Here is a 14,710-nt window from a genome sequence, read left to right as displayed (position 1 = left end):
CATCCCATACCCTAAGCGCCCTACTCTATCGGCCTGATTTCGGCAAGACGCCTTCCGCATTGAGCCTTCGGTCGGGCTGGGGCACGGTTCGATGACGCGTAATTTTGGGGAGGATGGATATGGTTTCGACATTGGCCGTGATCGGCACCGGCATCATGGGCGCACCGATAGCGCGGAATGCGGAAAAGGCGGGCTTCACGGTCACCGCCTGGAACCGGTCGCGGGAAAAGCTGGCCGGCTTCAAGGCGACCGAAACTCCCGCCGAGGCCGCCGCCGGGGCGGATGCGACCATTCTGATGCTGAGCGACGGGCCGACCTGCGATCACCTTCTCTATGAAGACGGCGAGCATGGTCCCGCTGTCCTATCCGCGATGCGGCCCGGATCGCGGCTGGTCGTCATGTCCTCCATCCCCGTCGAAACCGCCCGCGGTCAGGCGGAACGGGCCCAGGCTGTCGGTATCGGTTATCTGGACGCGCCGGTATCGGGCGGCGAGAAGGGCGCGATCGAGGCGACGCTCGCCATCATGGCGGGCGGGACGCAATCGGATTTCGACGCCATGGCCCCGGTCTTCCGTGCCATGGGCCGCCCGACATATGTCGGTCCCGCCGGATCGGGCCAACTTGCCAAACTCGCCAATCAGATGATCGTCGGCAACACCATTGCGACGGTTGCGGAAGCCCTGATCCTCGCCGCGAAAGGCGGGGCCGACCCCGCCGCGGTCCGCGAGGCCCTTTTGGGCGGTTTCGCGGATTCGACCATCCTGAAACTGCACGGTCAGCGCATGGTGGACGGGGATTGGACCCCCGGGGGCATGTCGCGCTATCAGTTGAAGGACCTCCGCACCGCCATGGGCTTCGCCAAGAGCCTGGGGCTCGATCTGCCGGTTACGGAACTGACGACGCAATTGTTCGAAGACACGGTCGCCCATGGCGACAGCGACAAGGACCACAGCGCCGTCTATCTGGAACTGATGCGCCGAAATGGGGCGTAGCCCCCTCACCCCAACCCTCTCCCCTGAGGGGAGAGGGAGTTTTTCTACACACGATTCTTCTTACCCTCTTGTTCCCCCTCTCCCTCTGGGAGAGGGTCGGGGTGAGGGGCATCGGTTGCAATTCGCCGCAGGACTGCGACTATTAGCGCATGCCGTCCCCAATCAATAGAGCCAGAGCCTTGCGCCGTAATGCGACGGATGCCGAAACCAAGCTTTGGAGTCGCCTGAGAAACCGGCAATTGAACGGCATGAAGTTTCGCAGGCAGGCGCCGCTTGGACCGTATTTCGCGGATTTCCTATGCCGGGAGACGAGACTGATCATCGAAATCGACGGCGGCCAGCATGATCCGGAACGGGACCAGGACCGAACGACGTTTCTGAATGCTCAAGGATATCACGTCATTCGGTTCTGGAACCACGATGTGCTGGCAAACATAGAGGGCGTTTTGACCTGTATTACGGAACATAATTCCAGAGGCCCTCACCCCAACCCTCTCCCCGAGGGAGAGGGAGAAACAAAAGCCCCTCCCCCGGTTTGGGAGAGGGGTTCCGATAAGGATTTTCCGGATTAAGAGGCTTTCTTGATCGCCGCCTGGGCCGCCGCCAGCCGTGCGATCGGCACCCGGAACGGAGAGCAGGAGACGTAATCCAGATTCTGGCTTTCGCAGAAGCTGATCGAATTCGGATCGCCCCCATGTTCGCCGCAGATGCCCAGCTTGATACCCGGGCGTGTCTTGCGGCCCCGTTCGGCGGCAATGGAGATCAACTCACCCACGCCGTCCTGATCCAGCGTCTGGAACGGGTCATGTTCCAGGATACCCCGACGTTCGTAATCCGTCAGGAAATTGGCGCTGTCGTCGCGGCTGAGGCCGAAGGTCGTCTGCGTCAGATCGTTCGTCCCGAAGGAGAAGAATTCCGCCGACTCCGCGATCTCACCGGCCCGCAGCGCGGCGCGCGGCAGTTCGATCATCGTGCCGATCGTGTATTTCGGCTCCGTCCCGGTTTCTTCAGCCACCGCCTTAGCCGTGTCGATGATCACGGCGCGCAGAAGATCCAGCTCCTTTTTCACGGAAACCAGCGGGATCATGACCTCGCACAGGACCGCCTCGCCGCTCTTCTTTTCCATCGCCACGGCGGCTTCAAAGATAGCGCGGGCCTGCATTTCGCAGATTTCCGGATAGGAATTCAGCAACCGGCATCCGCGATGGCCCAGCATCGGGTTGGATTCGTGAAGCTGCGCCGCACGGGCCATGATCTTGGCCGGATCGACGCCGAGGTCCTTCGCGATTTCCTCGAACTCGTCCGTTTCGCGCGGCAGGAATTCATGCAGCGGCGGGTCCAGCAGACGGATCGTGACCGGCAGACCCTTCATGATATCGAAGATTTCTTCGAAATCGCCGCGCTGCATCGGCAGGATTTTCGCCAGCGCCGCCCGTCGGCCGTCCTCGTCGGAGGCCAGGATCATTTCCCGCACCGCCAGGATACGGTCGCCGTCGAAGAACATGTGTTCCGTCCGGCACAGGCCGATCCCTTCCGCGCCGAACTTGCGCGCGGTCGCGACGTCTTCCGGCGTTTCCGCATTGGCACGCACCGCCATGCGGCGTTCGGCATCGGCCCATTCCATGATGCGGGCGAAATCGCCGGACAGTTCCGGCTGCACCGTCGGCACGCGGCCCTTCATGACCTCACCGGTCGACCCGTCGATGGTGATCCAGTCGCCTTCAGACACGGTTTCGCCGCGAACGGTAAACGTCCCCGCCTTGTAGTCGATGCGGATTTCACCGGCCCCGGCGACACAGGCCCGGCCCATGCCGCGCGCGACCACCGCCGCGTGGCTGGTCATGCCGCCGCGCGTGGTCAGGATGCCTTCGGCGGCATGCATGCCGTGAATGTCTTCCGGCGAGGTCTCGATACGGACCAGCATAACCTTGTCCCCGGCCTGGGCACGCTTTTCGGCCTCATCGGCGGAAAAGACGACAACCCCCGACGCGGCCCCCGGAGACGCCGGCAGCCCCTTGGAGATGACGTCCCGCGCGGCCTTCGGGTCCAGGCGCGGGTGCAGAATCTGATCCAGCGATTGCGGTTCGACGCGCATCACGGCTTCCTGCTGTGAAATCAGGCCTTCATCGACCATTTCGCAGGCAATTCGGATCGCGGCCTGACTGGTGCGTTTGCCGGACCGGGTCTGCAGCATGTACAGTTTGTCCTTCTGCACCGTGAACTCGATGTCCTGCATGTCGCGGTAATGGTTTTCCAGCAATGTGCGTACGTCGCACAACTGCCCGAACACTTCCGGCATGACTTCTTCCATCGCAGGCAGGTCGGACCCCTGCGCCTGCTTCCCGGCGATGGTCAGGTGCTGCGGCGTGCGGATACCGGCGACGACATCCTCGCCCTGCGCATTGACCAGATATTCGCCGTAGAAGGTGTTTTCCCCGGTCGACGGATCGCGGGTGAACGCGACACCGGTGGCGCAATCCTGTCCCATATTGCCGAAAACCATCGCCTGCACATTGACCGCCGTGCCCCAGGCTTCCGGAATATCGTGGAGTTTGCGATAGGTGATCGCGCGATGCGTCTGCCAGGAGCTGAACACGGCCCCGATCGCGCCCCAAAGCTGTTCCTGCGGGTCCTGCGGGAAGGCGGTGCCCAGTTCTTCCTGCACGACCGCCTTGTAGCGTTCGATCAGGTCGGCCAGATGATCGGCGGACAGTTCCGTATCCAGGACCGCGCCGGTTTCGTCCTTCACGTCTTCCAGCTTTTCCTCGAACAGGAAATGTTCGACGCCCAGAACGACATTGCCATACATTTGGATGAAGCGGCGGTAGCTATCCAGCGCGAAACGACGGTCGCCGGATTCCCTGGCCAGACCTTCGACCGTTTCGTCGTTCAGGCCCAGGTTCAGCACCGTGTCCATCATGCCCGGCATGGAAACCCGCGCGCCCGACCGGACGGACACGAGAAGCGGGTTCGCCGCGTCGCCGAATTTCGTGCCGACGATTTCTTCGACGGCCTTCAGCCCCTGCGCGACCTGATCTTCCAGTTCGGCGGGATAGGTTTTGCCGTTGTCATAATAGTGGGTGCAGACTTCGGTCGAAATCGTGAAACCGGGCGGAACCGGCAATCCGATATTGGACATTTCCGCCAGGTTGGCGCCCTTGCCGCCCAGCAGGTTGCGCATCTCGCGCTTACCTTCCGCCGTACCGTTACCGAACCTATAGACCCACTTGGTCATCGTCCGCGCACCCTTTCTTTATTGTGAGAGGACCCTCTTGCGGTGAGATCCTACCCCTCGACCTGGCCGAAATCGGCCGATTGCTCCATGACCGCCCGGATTCGGGCGAGAAGGAAAAGCCTGTTGCGGCGCAGCGCCGCATCGTCGGCATTCACGGTGACCGCATCGAAAAACGCATCGACCGGCTGCCGCAGAACGGACAGTGCCGCCATGGCCCCGGCGAAGTCTTCGGCTTCCGCACAATCCGCCGATCCCGCCGCGGCGGTTTCCAACGCATCGGCCAATGCCCGTTCCTCATCCTGCGCGAACAGGGCCGGGTCCGGCTTATCCCGATATTCGGTGCTGTCCTTCTTTTCTTCCGCGCGCAGGATATTCGCCGCGCGGCGATAGGCGGTCAGCAGGTTCGCGCCGTCTTCGCTGCCGACGAAATTGCGCAGGGCATGGACGCGGGCGACCAGACGGACCAGATCGTCCTCGTCCCCCAGCGCGAACAGCGCCTGGATCAGGTCGTGCGACACGCCTTCGTCCTTCAGGTGGACACGCAGGCGATCCGCAAAGAAGGACAGAAGATCACGGGTGATCCCGGCCAGATCGCGCACATTGACCGAAACGCTGCCCTGTTCGCCATACAGGCCCGCGGCCTCCGCGATCATATGGGTCAGCTTCAGTCGGATACGGTTTTCCAGCACCAACCGGATGACGCCCAGCGCCGCGCGGCGCAACGCGAACGGATCCTTGGACCCAGTCGGCTTTTCGTCGATCAGCCAGAATCCGATCAGCGTATCCAGCTTTTCCGCAAGCGCGACCGACACCGAAACAGGGGCGGACGGGCAGGCGTCGTTCGGACCGGCGGGCGAATAATGCTGCGCCACCGCATCCGCGACGACATTTTTTTCGCCCTGGTTCAGGGCATAATACCGGCCCATCAACCCTTGAAGTTCGGGGAACTCGCCGACCATGTCAGTGGTCAGATCCGCCTTGGCCAGCCGCGCTGCCCGCCGCGCATCGTTGCGGTCGCAGTCCGGAACGAATTCCGACACGACATCGGCCAGGTTGGCCAAGCGTTCCACACGCTCCGCCACGGTGCCCAGCTTCGCGTGGAAAATTACCTTTTCCAGCGCGGGCAACCGGTCTTCCAGTTTCGTCGCGCGATCCTGATCCCAGAAGAATTTCGCATCCGCCAGACGGGCGCGCAGCACGCGCTCGTTCCCGGCGACGATCCGCGCCCCGCCATCCGTCGCCGTCATATTGGCGACGAGTGCGAAGCGCGCGGCCAGAGTGCCGTCATGCGCCAGCAGGGAGAAATATTTCTGGTGCGACCGCATGGAAGTCGACAGAACCTCCGGCGGGACATCCATGAATTCGTCGTCGATCTTGCCGATCAGCACGGCAGGCCATTCGACCAGATTGGTGACCTCGTCCAGCAATCCCGGATCGTCCAGGACCGTCAATCCTTCGGCTTCCGCCGCCGCGGCCAGATCGGCGGCAATTTTCGCCTTGCGCGCGTCCGGGTCCAGCAGGACATGGGCCGCTTCCAGCTTCGCCTTGTAGTCATCGAAGGACGTTACCGAAATCGGGGCCGGCGACAGGAAACGATGCCCCATCGTCGTATCCGTAAAGGCAACCGTCCGGCCGCCCAGATCGAACTCACCGGCCAGGGCCGCGCCGTCAAACAGCGCCAGGATCGAATGCAACGGACGCACCCAACGGAACTGCTGATCCGCGAAGCGCATGCTTTTCGCCCAGGGCAGGGCACGGATGGCGGCGTCGATCACACCGGGCAGGACCTGGGACGTCGGCCCGCCCTTCTTCTCAATCACGGCGATCCAGACCGGGCCCTTGGCAGTTTCCTGCTGTTCGCATTGATCCAGACTGTCCAGGCCGGCGGCGCGCAGGAAACCCTGCACGGCCTGTTCCGGCGCGCCGACCTTCGGCCCCTTGCGTTCCTCGCGCAGGTCCGGCTGGCTGACCGGCAGTCCGTCGACCACGAGGGTCAGGCGGCGCGGCGTCCAGAAACAACGCGCATCGGCGAAATCCAGATTCGCCTTCTTCAATCCGTCGGTCACCAGACGTTTCAGATCTTCCGCCGCCTGCCGCTGCATGCGGGCCGGAATTTCCTCGCTGAACAGTTCGAGAAGAAGTTCGGCCATCACGCGGCCTCCCCATCGGAAGACGCATCGGCCGGCAATTCGCCTTGCGCTTTCAGCCATGCTTCCGCGCAGGCCTTCGCCAATGCCCGGACGCGGCCGATATAGGCCTGACGTTCGGTGACGGAAATGACGCCGCGCGCATCCAGCAGGTTGAACAGATGGCTGGCCTTTAGACACTGGTCATAAGCGGGAAGCGCCACGCCGCCCGCGATCAGGCGACCGCATTCCTTTTCCGCATCTTCGAAGTGCCGCAGGATCATATCCGTGTCGGCCAGTTCGAAATTGTGCTTCGAATATTCGACTTCCGCCTGATGGTAGACATCGCCATAGGAGAATGTGTCGTTGAAGCGCAGGTCGTAGACGTTTTCCACGCCCTGGACATACATCGCCAACCGTTCCAACCCATAGGTCAGTTCCGTCGAAACAGGGCTGCAATCGAAGCCGCCGACCTGCTGGAAATAGGTGAACTGGCTGACTTCCATCCCGTCGCACCAGACTTCCCAGCCCAGGCCCCAGGCGCCCAGCGTCGGGCTTTCCCAATCGTCCTCGACGAATCGGATGTCGTGTTCCATCGGGTCGAGACCGATGGCTTTAAGCGAGCCGAGATACAGGTCCTGGCTGTTGGCCGGGGACGGCTTCATCATCACCTGATACTGATAGTAATGCTGAAGCCTGTTCGGGTTTTCCCCATAGCGCCCGTCGGTCGGACGGCGCGACGGCTGCACATAGGCGGCCTTCCAGGGTTTCGAGCCCAGGGAGCGCAAAGTCGTCGCCCAGTGAAAAGTACCGGCGCCGACCTCCATGTCATAAGGCTGCAGGATGACGCAGCCCTGATCCGCCCAATAGCGGTGCAGGGTCAGAATGATGTCCTGAAAGGTGGCGCCGGAGCGCTGCGACTTGCTCATGTGTCCGTTTGGGGTCCGTTTGGGGTCCGCTGGATATCTCCACCGCCCGGTTTCCCGGAATTCGGTGCGGCGCACCATAACGACGCGCCCCTGCTGAATCAACGACGGATAAGCGCGTTTTCAGGGGCAATCCCTGTCCATACGGTCAACACAGTTTTTCAGTACACGCGGGGCGCTTCATAACAGGCTTTCAATTGCGTAATATGTTCCGCGAGTTGCACCAGTCGGAAAACGTAAGTGAACTTCTCTCCCTCGCCGTCGGTGAAACGCAACGCCGCGACCTTCCCAAAGAAAAGATCCGCCGTCAGCTTGTTGTAGATATTGTCCGTCCAGGCGATATAGGCTGGGTTCACCGCCCGCGACGATTCGTTGAAGACATTCGGCGATTTGCCGAACCGGTCTTCGTACATTTCCGCCGTTCGGACGAAGAAAACAGCGGATTTCTGATTCCGCAGCACCGCGAAATAGTGCCTCTCCACGGGTCTGCCGTCGATGGAGATGTCGAACCCAATCGGCTTCGTGTGTTTGTTCAACACCTTGCCGTGACCGAAGACAATGCGGGGATTGGTGTTGTCGCTGTCGCACATCAGGAACAGGAAAGCCTTTGAATCCTCCGACGCGACGCGGACCCCGGTCAAATGACTGCCGTCTTCCGGGTCCTTCCCGTCGACCCGCACCACGACGGGTGCCGTTTGGGCGGTTTCTGCAAAAGCTTCGGAAACCGGAATGGTTGCGCAGGCCAGGAAAGCGGCGCCCAAGAACTGAAAGAAACGCATCATAAGGCCTTGCCCCACACCATGATCCGGTTTCGCGTTTTCCGCCTTTGGCTGCGGATCGATCCCGGCAAAAACGTATTCTAACGGTTTACCGATCCTCGGCGGCGGTTTATGTCCCCATGGAACACCATATGGGGAGAACGATAATTCCCCTCCCTAATCAAGGAAAGGACAATCCATGCCCTTCGTTCCCACCCGGGCCTCCACCCGCGCGCTGCGCCGCATCGCCCTCGCCGTCGGTCTGACGCTCAGCGCCTCCGCAGGGCCGGCCGCCGCGCAGGATTTGGAAAACACCCTGTATATCGACATGGACTTCGGCCGCATTACCATCGAACTGCGCCCGGATCTCGCGCCCAATCACGTCGAACGCATCAAGATGCTGGCCCGCGAAGGCTTCTACGACGGCGTCGTCTTCCACCGCGTGATCGACGGTTTCATGGCGCAGACCGGCGACCCGACGGGCACCGGCATGGGCGGTTCCACCTATCCCGATCTGGATCAGGAATTCAGCAAGGAACCCTTCGTGCGCGGCACGGTCGGCATGGCGCGGACCAGCGACCCGAACTCTGCCAATAGCCAGTTCTTCATCTGCTTCGACAACGCGTCCTTCCTGAACGGCCAGTACACCGTCTGGGGTCAGGTCGTCGACGGCATGGATGTCGTCGACAAGATCAAGAAAGGCGCGGGCCAGAGCGGCTCCGTCTCCGATCCCGACGCGATGGTGAAGGTCAGCGTCGCCGCAGACATTCAATAAGGCGATCAGTAAGCCGTTTCTCGTACAATTCAAAACCCGCCCGGAGCCGCATTTGCATTCCGGGCGGGTTTTATTTATTATTCTGCATACCGGACGCGCAGAAAGCGCCCCGTGAGTGACAGGAGAATCCGATGTCCGACATCCTCGGCGCCGTGGCGCTGCAGCAAGCCCAGTTCCAGCAGCAACTCGGCATTGCCCTCCTCAAACAGGATTTCGCGCAGCAGGAACAAATTCTGCAGATCGTCGACGATGCGGGCGCGGCCGCGCAAAGTGGCTCCCAATCGCTGAACAGCAGCGGCACGGGCCAGATCGTCAACATCCTGGCCTAACACCGCCGAAACCGTCGGCGCATCCCTTTAGCGCGGTTACTGCTAACGTCCCGAAAGCCCTGACTGCCCCACTCCCGTTTCCTTGAGACGCCTTTTCTTGCGTTTGCCCATTCCCCGACACCGCGCGCCGCCCGAAAATCAGAGCAATCCTTAAACTAGACGATACGTCTCGTCTATTGTAAGAATGGCGTATGGAGAATTGGACACTCGGATTGCATCCGCTTGCGGCGGAAACGGATATGGGCGGCGCCAAAACGGCGCGGCGGTCATGGAAACGCCACAAGGCCATCGTGGACGCCGCGATCGCCTGCGTCGCCCGCACCGGCTATACCGCCACCACCGTCGAGGCCGTCGCCGCCGAGGCGGGCGCGGGCAAGCAGACGATCTATCGCTGGTGGCCGTCAAAGGCGGCCCTCTTCGTGGAAGTCTACGGACGCTTGGCCGACCGGTCGATCTTGCAGCCGAGTGCAGCCCCTGCCCCACCCGCTCAAAGCCTTGAAGAGGCGCTTGCCGCCCTGCTGTCACGGCTGTTCGATCTGTACCGGACGAGTCCGGCGGGTGCGATCCTGGCCGGACTGATCGGTGAAGCGGCGGGCGACGAGGAAGTCCGCGCAGCCGTACAGGCGGGGCTGGTCCTTGGGCGCGGTGACATCGTGCGGGAGCTTGTTGCATCCCATCCCGACGTGAAATCCCGCGCCATCAGACCGGATATCGTCAACGAGGTGGTCATCGCCTTGGTCTGGAAGGCCTTGATCCTGGCCCCGGAGAGCCTGACCGATGCGGGCGCCCGCGCCATCGCCGGAACGGCCCTCTCCGCCGCAATGCCCCATGCGTGACGAAAAGCTGATTTTCGACGGCTACCGGCCCGGCGCCATGGCGGCGGCGATCACCCTGCACATGGCCTATTACGCGCCACAATGGGGGTTCGGCGCACCGTTTGAAAGCAAGTTGGGGCGAGAGATGGGAGAGTTCCTGGGTCGATACGATCCCGACCGCGATCTCTTCCTGACCGCCTATCGACCCGATGGCACTTTGGTCGGAACGATTACCCTGGACGGGGTCGACGCCGACACTGCGGACGGCGTGCATCTGCGCTGGTTCATCGTATCGGAGGCCGCACGCGGGATGGGCTTGGGCCGTCAGCTAATGGCCACCGCCGTCGAATTCCTGGACCGGACGGGATACGACCGCACCTATCTGACGACCTTCGCGGGGTTGGATGCGGCGCGCAGCCTCTACGAATCTTTCGGATTCCATCTGACCAAAGAAGAACCGACCGACCCCTGGTCGGGATCGGTCGGTCTTCAACGCTTCGATCGGATTACCGAAATACGGTCTTAGCCGTTATTGGCGCGACGGCGCGGGGCGTGCCCGGCATTGCGCGGCGCCTTCGGACCGTTCCCGCCGTTACGCGAACCGCGATCCGATTTGTTCCGGTCGCCACCGTTACGATCGGCATGCGGGCGCTCGGACTCGCCATTGCGATTGCCTTTCGCGAAGCCGCCCGGCTTGCCGGAGCGTTTCGGGCCCTTCCCGGCGAAACCGCCGGACTTTTTCGGGCCGCGATTGCGGGACGGTTTACCGTGATCGGCGGGGGCGCGGCCGCTGCCTTGGCGGTTGGCCATGGCTTCGGCGAGGCCGGAGGCTTCGTTGGAATGATAGCTGTGATCGCGGTCGACCGGCACGTCCATACGGGTCGCCTTCTGGATCGCCATCAGGAATTCGACCTCGTCCGGGGAGCAGAAAGACAGCGCGATGCCGCTTTCGCCGTTACGCGCCGTGCGCCCGATGCGGTGCACATAGTTTTCGGCGTCCACCGGCAGATCGTAGTTCACGACATGGGTAATGCCCTGAACGTCGATGCCGCGCGCGGCGAGATCGGTCGCGACCAGAACGGAGACCTTGCCCCGGGCGAAGTCGGCCAGCGCCTGCTTGCGCGCGCCCTGGGTCTTGTCGCCGTGAATGGCGGCAACGGAAAAGCCGTCGCCCTTCAGGCCCGAGCAGACCTTGTCCGCGCCACGCTTCGTGCGGGTGAAGACGATGACACGATCCGCACCGTCGTCGGTCAGGATCTTGCGCAGCAGCGGCGCCTTGCGCACACGGTCGACGAACAGAACCTTCTGTTCGATCTTGTCGACGGTCGTCGATTCCGGCGTCACCTCGACCTTCACCGGGTCGCGCATCAGTTCATGGGCCAGCGTGCGGATATCTTTCGGCATGGTGGCGGAGAACAGAACAGTTTGGCGTTCCTTCGGCATGACGGCGGCGAGGCGGCGCACTTCCGGCGCGAAGCCCATGTCGAGCATGCGGTCGGCCTCGTCCAGCACCAGGATTTGCACGTCCTGAAGCCCGATCGCGCCGTCTTCCATCAGGTCGCGCAGGCGGCCCGGCGTGGCGATCAGAATATCGACGCCACGGGCACAGGCGCGGGCCTGCGGCACCTTGCCGACGCCGCCGAAGACGCTGACGACGGACAGACGCATGCGGTTGGCGAAGGATTTGACGCTGTCGTGAATTTGGGATGCCAGTTCCCGGGTCGGCGACAGGACGAGCACGCGGCACGTCTTCGGCGCCGGTTTGCCCTTCAAGCCATCGAGATATTGCAGCGCCGGCAGCGCGAAGGCGGCGGTCTTGCCGGTCCCTGTCTGGGCGATGCCGAGAACGTCGCGGCCTTCCAATGCGGGGGGAATGGCCTGCGCCTGGATCGGCGTCGCCTCGGTGAAGCCCTGATTGCGCAGCGCGCCCAGGATCGGGCCGACGAGGCCCAGATCTTCGAATCGGACGCGGCCCTTATTCGCGGCGGCGTCGTTGGCAGCGGCGTCGTTGGCAGCGGTTTCCGTCGCGGAAGCTTCGGCTTGGATAACAGTATCAGTCATAGAGTGTACGAGTCTTTCATTCGCCCCGACATCGGCCGACGGCACACCAAACGGTGCGGCCGTCCGCGTCTGTGACGGGACGTTATCTATGCGCCCAAAGTGCGCGCAACACGGTGGGGAGGGTTGGGGCCCGAGGCGGGAGGCGTTGCCCCTCAGCGGGCAACTCTGCGCGATCGCAGCAGGCCAGGGCGGACACGCTTTTCGCGCCGCCGAATTTGTGCACTGCAAATAGGGCCTTGCAGTATGGAAGTCAACGGAATAAACCGCAGCCCGGTATGGAAGACACCGATCTATCCCGATTGCGTCGTCGATCCTTACCGTTTGCGGCGTTACACGGTTGAATGGTCAACGATGACTGATATTGTAGCGGCATCCAAAAGCCATGGAATGGGAATATCGGTTTCCACGTGGCCTTCTGGGGGGACCCTATGAACCGTTTGTGCGATCCCTGTTCGATTGCCAGGCCGGACCTATTCCGTCGGCCCCGCCTCGCGTTTTCCCGGATCGCCCTTTCGTCTCGCCGCCGCCCGCATTCGACGGCGCCGGACTACGCCCCTTCCTCAACCCCTCTTAAAAGGGATTATCGAACCCGATGAATATCCATGAATACCAAGCGAAGGAACTCCTTCGCCGCTTCGGGGTCGCCGTTCCCGACGGCAAAGTCGCCTATACGGTCGACGAAGCCGTCCAGGCGGCCAACGACATGGGCGGCCCGATCTGGGTCGTGAAATCGCAGATTCACGCGGGCGGCCGCGGCGCCGGTCATTTCGCCGACGACCCGAAAGGCAAGGGCGGCGTGCGCGTGTCCAAGTCGGTCGACGAGGTCCGCGAAAATGCCAAGGGCATGCTGAGCCACGTCCTGGTCACCAAGCAGACCGGCCCGGCGGGCAAGGAAGTGAAGCGGCTTTATATCGAAGACGGCTGCGACATCGCGCGGGAACTGTACCTCTCGCTGCTGATCGACCGCGCCACCAGCTGCGTCACGATCATGGCGTCGCGCGAAGGCGGGATGGAGATCGAGGAAGTCGCCGAACGCGACCCGAACGCGATCTTGAAGGTTTCGATCGACGCGGCGACCGGCATTTCCGGTTTCCATTGCCGTCGCATCGCCTTCTTCCTGGGCCTTGAAGGCAAGCAGATCAAAAGCGCGACCAAGTTCCTGACGGCCATGTACAAGGCCTTCGTCGACCTGGACGCCAGCATGGTCGAAATCAACCCGCTGGTCGTGACCGGCGCGGGCGACGTCATGGCGTTGGATGCGAAGATGAACTTCGACGACAACGCGCTGTTCCGTCACCCGGATGTCGCCGACATGCGCGACGAGGACGAAGAAGATCCCGCCGAGTTGGAAGCCGGGAAACACGAGCTGAACTACATCAAGCTCGACGGCACGATCGGCTGCATGGTCAACGGCGCGGGCCTCGCCATGGCGACGATGGACATCATCAAGCTGAAGGGCGGCGAGCCGGCCAACTTCCTGGATGTCGGCGGCGGCGCGACGCGCGAGCGCGTGACCAAGGCGTTCAAGATCATCCTCAGCGATCCGAATGTCGAAGGCATCCTGGTCAACATCTTCGGCGGCATCATGCGGTGCGACGTCATCGCCGAAGGCGTGATCGCGGCCAGCCGCGAAGTGAACCTGCACGTGCCGCTGGTCGTGCGCCTGGAAGGCACGAATGTCGAACAGGGTAAGAAACTGATGGCGGAATCGGGTCTGCCGATCATCTCCGCCGACAATCTGGAAGAAGCGGCGATTAAGATCGTCGCCGCCGTGAAGGAGGCGAACTGATGGCCGTGCTCATCGACAAGAACACGAAGGTCATTTGCCAGGGCTTCACCGGCGCGCAAGGCACCTTCCATTCCGAACAGGCGATCGCTTACGGGACCAAAATGGTCGGCGGTGTGACGCCGGGTAAGGGCGGTTCGACCCATCTGGACCTGCCGGTCTTCGACACGGTCGCCGAAGCGGTTCACACGACGGGTGCCAATGCTTCCGTGATCTATGTCCCGCCGCCCTTCGCGGCCGACGCGATCCTGGAAGCGATCGACGCGGAAGTCCCGTTGGCGGTCTGCATCACCGAAGGCATCCCGGTCCTGGACATGGTCAAGGTCAAACGCGCCCTCGCGAATTCCAAGACGCGCCTGATCGGCCCGAACTGCCCGGGCGTCATCACGCCGGACGAATGCAAGATCGGCATCATGCCCGGTCACATTCACCGTCGCGGTAAGATCGGCGTCGTGTCCCGGTCGGGCACGCTGACCTATGAAGCGGTCGCGCAGACGACGGCGGCCGGCCTGGGTCAGACGACCTGCATCGGCATCGGCGGCGACCCGGTCAACGGCACGAATTTCATCGACTGCCTGGAAATGTTCCTGGCCGACGATGAAACGCAGGGCATTATCATGATCGGCGAAATCGGCGGCACCGCGGAAGAGGAAGCAGCCGAATTCATCAAACAGTCGAAGGTGAAAAAGCCGATGGTCGGCTTCATCGCCGGCGTCACCGCCCCCCCGGGCAAGCGCATGGGGCATGCGGGCGCCATCATCTCCGGCGGACAAGGCACGGCCGCGTCCAAGCAGGAGGCGATGCGCAGCGCCGGTATCCTGGTGGCCGACAGTCCGTCGGCCCTGGGGTCCACGATGCTGAAGGCCATGGGTAAATAACCCTGAAAGACAAGGCCGGCCCCAAACCG

The 14,710-nt window shown here is 62.5% G+C and carries 13 protein-coding genes; 8 read left to right on the top strand and 5 right to left on the bottom strand.

The features are described 5' to 3' along the window. Positions 1-119: 119 nt before the first annotated feature. Together HH303_RS13730 and HH303_RS13725 are read left to right on the top strand one after the other, a co-directional pair. Positions 120-992 carry an NAD(P)-dependent oxidoreductase gene (locus HH303_RS13730; protein WP_227421829.1) on the top strand — a complete coding sequence of 291 codons (873 nt, stop codon included), beginning with the start codon at positions 120-122 and terminating at the stop codon, positions 990-992. Positions 993-1,141: 149 nt separating this feature from the next. Next, positions 1,142-1,564, top strand: coding sequence for an endonuclease domain-containing protein (locus HH303_RS13725; RefSeq protein ID WP_169625937.1), 423 nt, complete (start codon positions 1,142-1,144; stop codon positions 1,562-1,564). On the opposite strand, the gene ppdK is transcribed toward HH303_RS13725, so the two are convergent. The 4 genes from ppdK to HH303_RS13705 all read right to left on the bottom strand — a co-directional run bounded on the left by ppdK (position 1,561) and on the right by HH303_RS13705 (position 8,061). Beyond that, positions 1,561-4,227 (bottom strand): pyruvate, phosphate dikinase, encoded by a 2,667-nt coding sequence (ppdK, locus tag HH303_RS13720; RefSeq protein WP_169625936.1) that lies wholly within the window; start codon positions 4,225-4,227, stop codon positions 1,561-1,563. The two genes, HH303_RS13725 and ppdK, sit on opposite strands and share 4 nt — an antisense overlap. A gap of 50 nt (positions 4,228-4,277) precedes the next feature. After that, the gene (gene glyS / locus HH303_RS13715) at positions 4,278-6,377 is read right to left on the bottom strand and encodes a glycine--tRNA ligase subunit beta (RefSeq protein WP_169625935.1); all 2,100 of its coding nucleotides are present in this window, start codon (positions 6,375-6,377) and stop codon (positions 4,278-4,280) included. Further along, a complete protein-coding gene (locus HH303_RS13710; RefSeq protein ID WP_169625934.1) occupies positions 6,377-7,282 on the bottom strand; it encodes a glycine--tRNA ligase subunit alpha in 906 nt (301 codons plus the stop codon). Before HH303_RS13710 ends, glyS begins: the two co-directional genes overlap by 1 nt. A gap of 158 nt (positions 7,283-7,440) precedes the next feature. Then, on the bottom strand, positions 7,441-8,061 hold the full coding sequence (locus tag HH303_RS13705; RefSeq protein WP_169625933.1) for a hypothetical protein: 621 nt from the start codon (positions 8,059-8,061) through the stop codon (positions 7,441-7,443). A 175-nt stretch (positions 8,062-8,236) separates the two neighbouring features. On the opposite strand from HH303_RS13705, the gene HH303_RS13700 reads away from it, so the two are divergent. From HH303_RS13700 to HH303_RS13685, 4 genes are all read left to right on the top strand, one after another. Continuing rightward, entirely contained in the window at positions 8,237-8,812 is a 576-nt protein-coding gene (locus tag HH303_RS13700) for a peptidylprolyl isomerase (protein ID WP_169625932.1), read from the top strand. Between the two features lie 131 nt (positions 8,813-8,943). After that, positions 8,944-9,141: a hypothetical protein gene (locus HH303_RS13695; RefSeq protein WP_169625931.1), complete on the top strand. Its 198-nt coding sequence runs from the start codon at positions 8,944-8,946 to the stop codon at positions 9,139-9,141. A 191-nt stretch (positions 9,142-9,332) separates the two neighbouring features. Further along, positions 9,333-9,977, top strand: coding sequence for a TetR/AcrR family transcriptional regulator (locus HH303_RS13690; protein WP_169625930.1), 645 nt, complete (start codon positions 9,333-9,335; stop codon positions 9,975-9,977). Beyond that, positions 9,970-10,482, top strand: a complete 513-nt coding sequence (locus HH303_RS13685; RefSeq protein ID WP_169625929.1) for a GNAT family N-acetyltransferase — start codon at positions 9,970-9,972, stop codon at positions 10,480-10,482. The genes HH303_RS13690 and HH303_RS13685 overlap by 8 nt, the downstream gene beginning before the upstream one ends. Here HH303_RS13685 and HH303_RS13680 read toward each other — a convergent pair. Then, positions 10,479-12,017, bottom strand: a complete 1,539-nt coding sequence (locus HH303_RS13680; RefSeq protein ID WP_169625928.1) for a DEAD/DEAH box helicase — start codon at positions 12,015-12,017, stop codon at positions 10,479-10,481. The genes HH303_RS13685 and HH303_RS13680 overlap by 4 nt on opposite strands. A 592-nt stretch (positions 12,018-12,609) precedes the next feature. Between HH303_RS13680 and sucC the strand changes: the two genes are divergently transcribed. Both sucC and sucD read left to right on the top strand, forming a co-directional pair. Further along, positions 12,610-13,806 (top strand): ADP-forming succinate--CoA ligase subunit beta, encoded by a 1,197-nt coding sequence (gene sucC / locus HH303_RS13675; protein ID WP_169625927.1) that lies wholly within the window; start codon positions 12,610-12,612, stop codon positions 13,804-13,806. Further along, positions 13,806-14,681: a succinate--CoA ligase subunit alpha gene (gene sucD / locus HH303_RS13670; RefSeq protein WP_169625926.1), complete on the top strand. Its 876-nt coding sequence runs from the start codon at positions 13,806-13,808 to the stop codon at positions 14,679-14,681. The genes sucC and sucD overlap by 1 nt, the downstream gene beginning before the upstream one ends. The last annotated feature ends 29 nt before the right edge of the window (positions 14,682-14,710 follow it).

The organism is Pacificispira spongiicola (assembly GCF_012926505.1).
GTDB lineage: Bacteria > Pseudomonadota > Alphaproteobacteria > UBA8366 > Aestuariispiraceae > Pacificispira > Pacificispira spongiicola.
The sequence above is the reverse complement of the archived record's forward strand: the minus strand, read 5'-3'. Positions and strand labels throughout refer to the sequence as shown.

What these genes read in the sequence shown, in the direction of transcription:
- HH303_RS13685 (WP_169625929.1), top strand. Translation starts at nt 9,970, where the DNA reads ATGCGTGACGAAAAGCTGATTTTCGACGGCTACCGGCCCGGCGCCATG.
- sucD (WP_169625926.1), top strand. Translation starts at nt 13,806, where the DNA reads ATGGCCGTGCTCATCGACAAGAACACGAAGGTCATTTGCCAGGGCTTC.
- glyS (WP_169625935.1), bottom strand. Translation starts at nt 6,377, where the DNA reads ATGGCCGAACTTCTTCTCGAACTGTTCAGCGAGGAAATTCCGGCCCGC.
- HH303_RS13695 (WP_169625931.1), top strand. Translation starts at nt 8,944, where the DNA reads ATGTCCGACATCCTCGGCGCCGTGGCGCTGCAGCAAGCCCAGTTCCAG.
- sucC (WP_169625927.1), top strand. Translation starts at nt 12,610, where the DNA reads ATGAATATCCATGAATACCAAGCGAAGGAACTCCTTCGCCGCTTCGGG.
- HH303_RS13705 (WP_169625933.1), bottom strand. Translation starts at nt 8,061, where the DNA reads ATGATGCGTTTCTTTCAGTTCTTGGGCGCCGCTTTCCTGGCCTGCGCA.
- HH303_RS13700 (WP_169625932.1), top strand. Translation starts at nt 8,237, where the DNA reads ATGCCCTTCGTTCCCACCCGGGCCTCCACCCGCGCGCTGCGCCGCATC.
- HH303_RS13710 (WP_169625934.1), bottom strand. Translation starts at nt 7,282, where the DNA reads ATGAGCAAGTCGCAGCGCTCCGGCGCCACCTTTCAGGACATCATTCTG.
- ppdK (WP_169625936.1), bottom strand. Translation starts at nt 4,227, where the DNA reads ATGACCAAGTGGGTCTATAGGTTCGGTAACGGTACGGCGGAAGGTAAG.
- HH303_RS13725 (WP_169625937.1), top strand. Translation starts at nt 1,142, where the DNA reads ATGCCGTCCCCAATCAATAGAGCCAGAGCCTTGCGCCGTAATGCGACG.
- HH303_RS13680 (WP_169625928.1), bottom strand. Translation starts at nt 12,017, where the DNA reads ATGACTGATACTGTTATCCAAGCCGAAGCTTCCGCGACGGAAACCGCT.
- HH303_RS13730 (WP_227421829.1), top strand. Translation starts at nt 120, where the DNA reads ATGGTTTCGACATTGGCCGTGATCGGCACCGGCATCATGGGCGCACCG.
- HH303_RS13690 (WP_169625930.1), top strand. Translation starts at nt 9,333, where the DNA reads ATGGAGAATTGGACACTCGGATTGCATCCGCTTGCGGCGGAAACGGAT.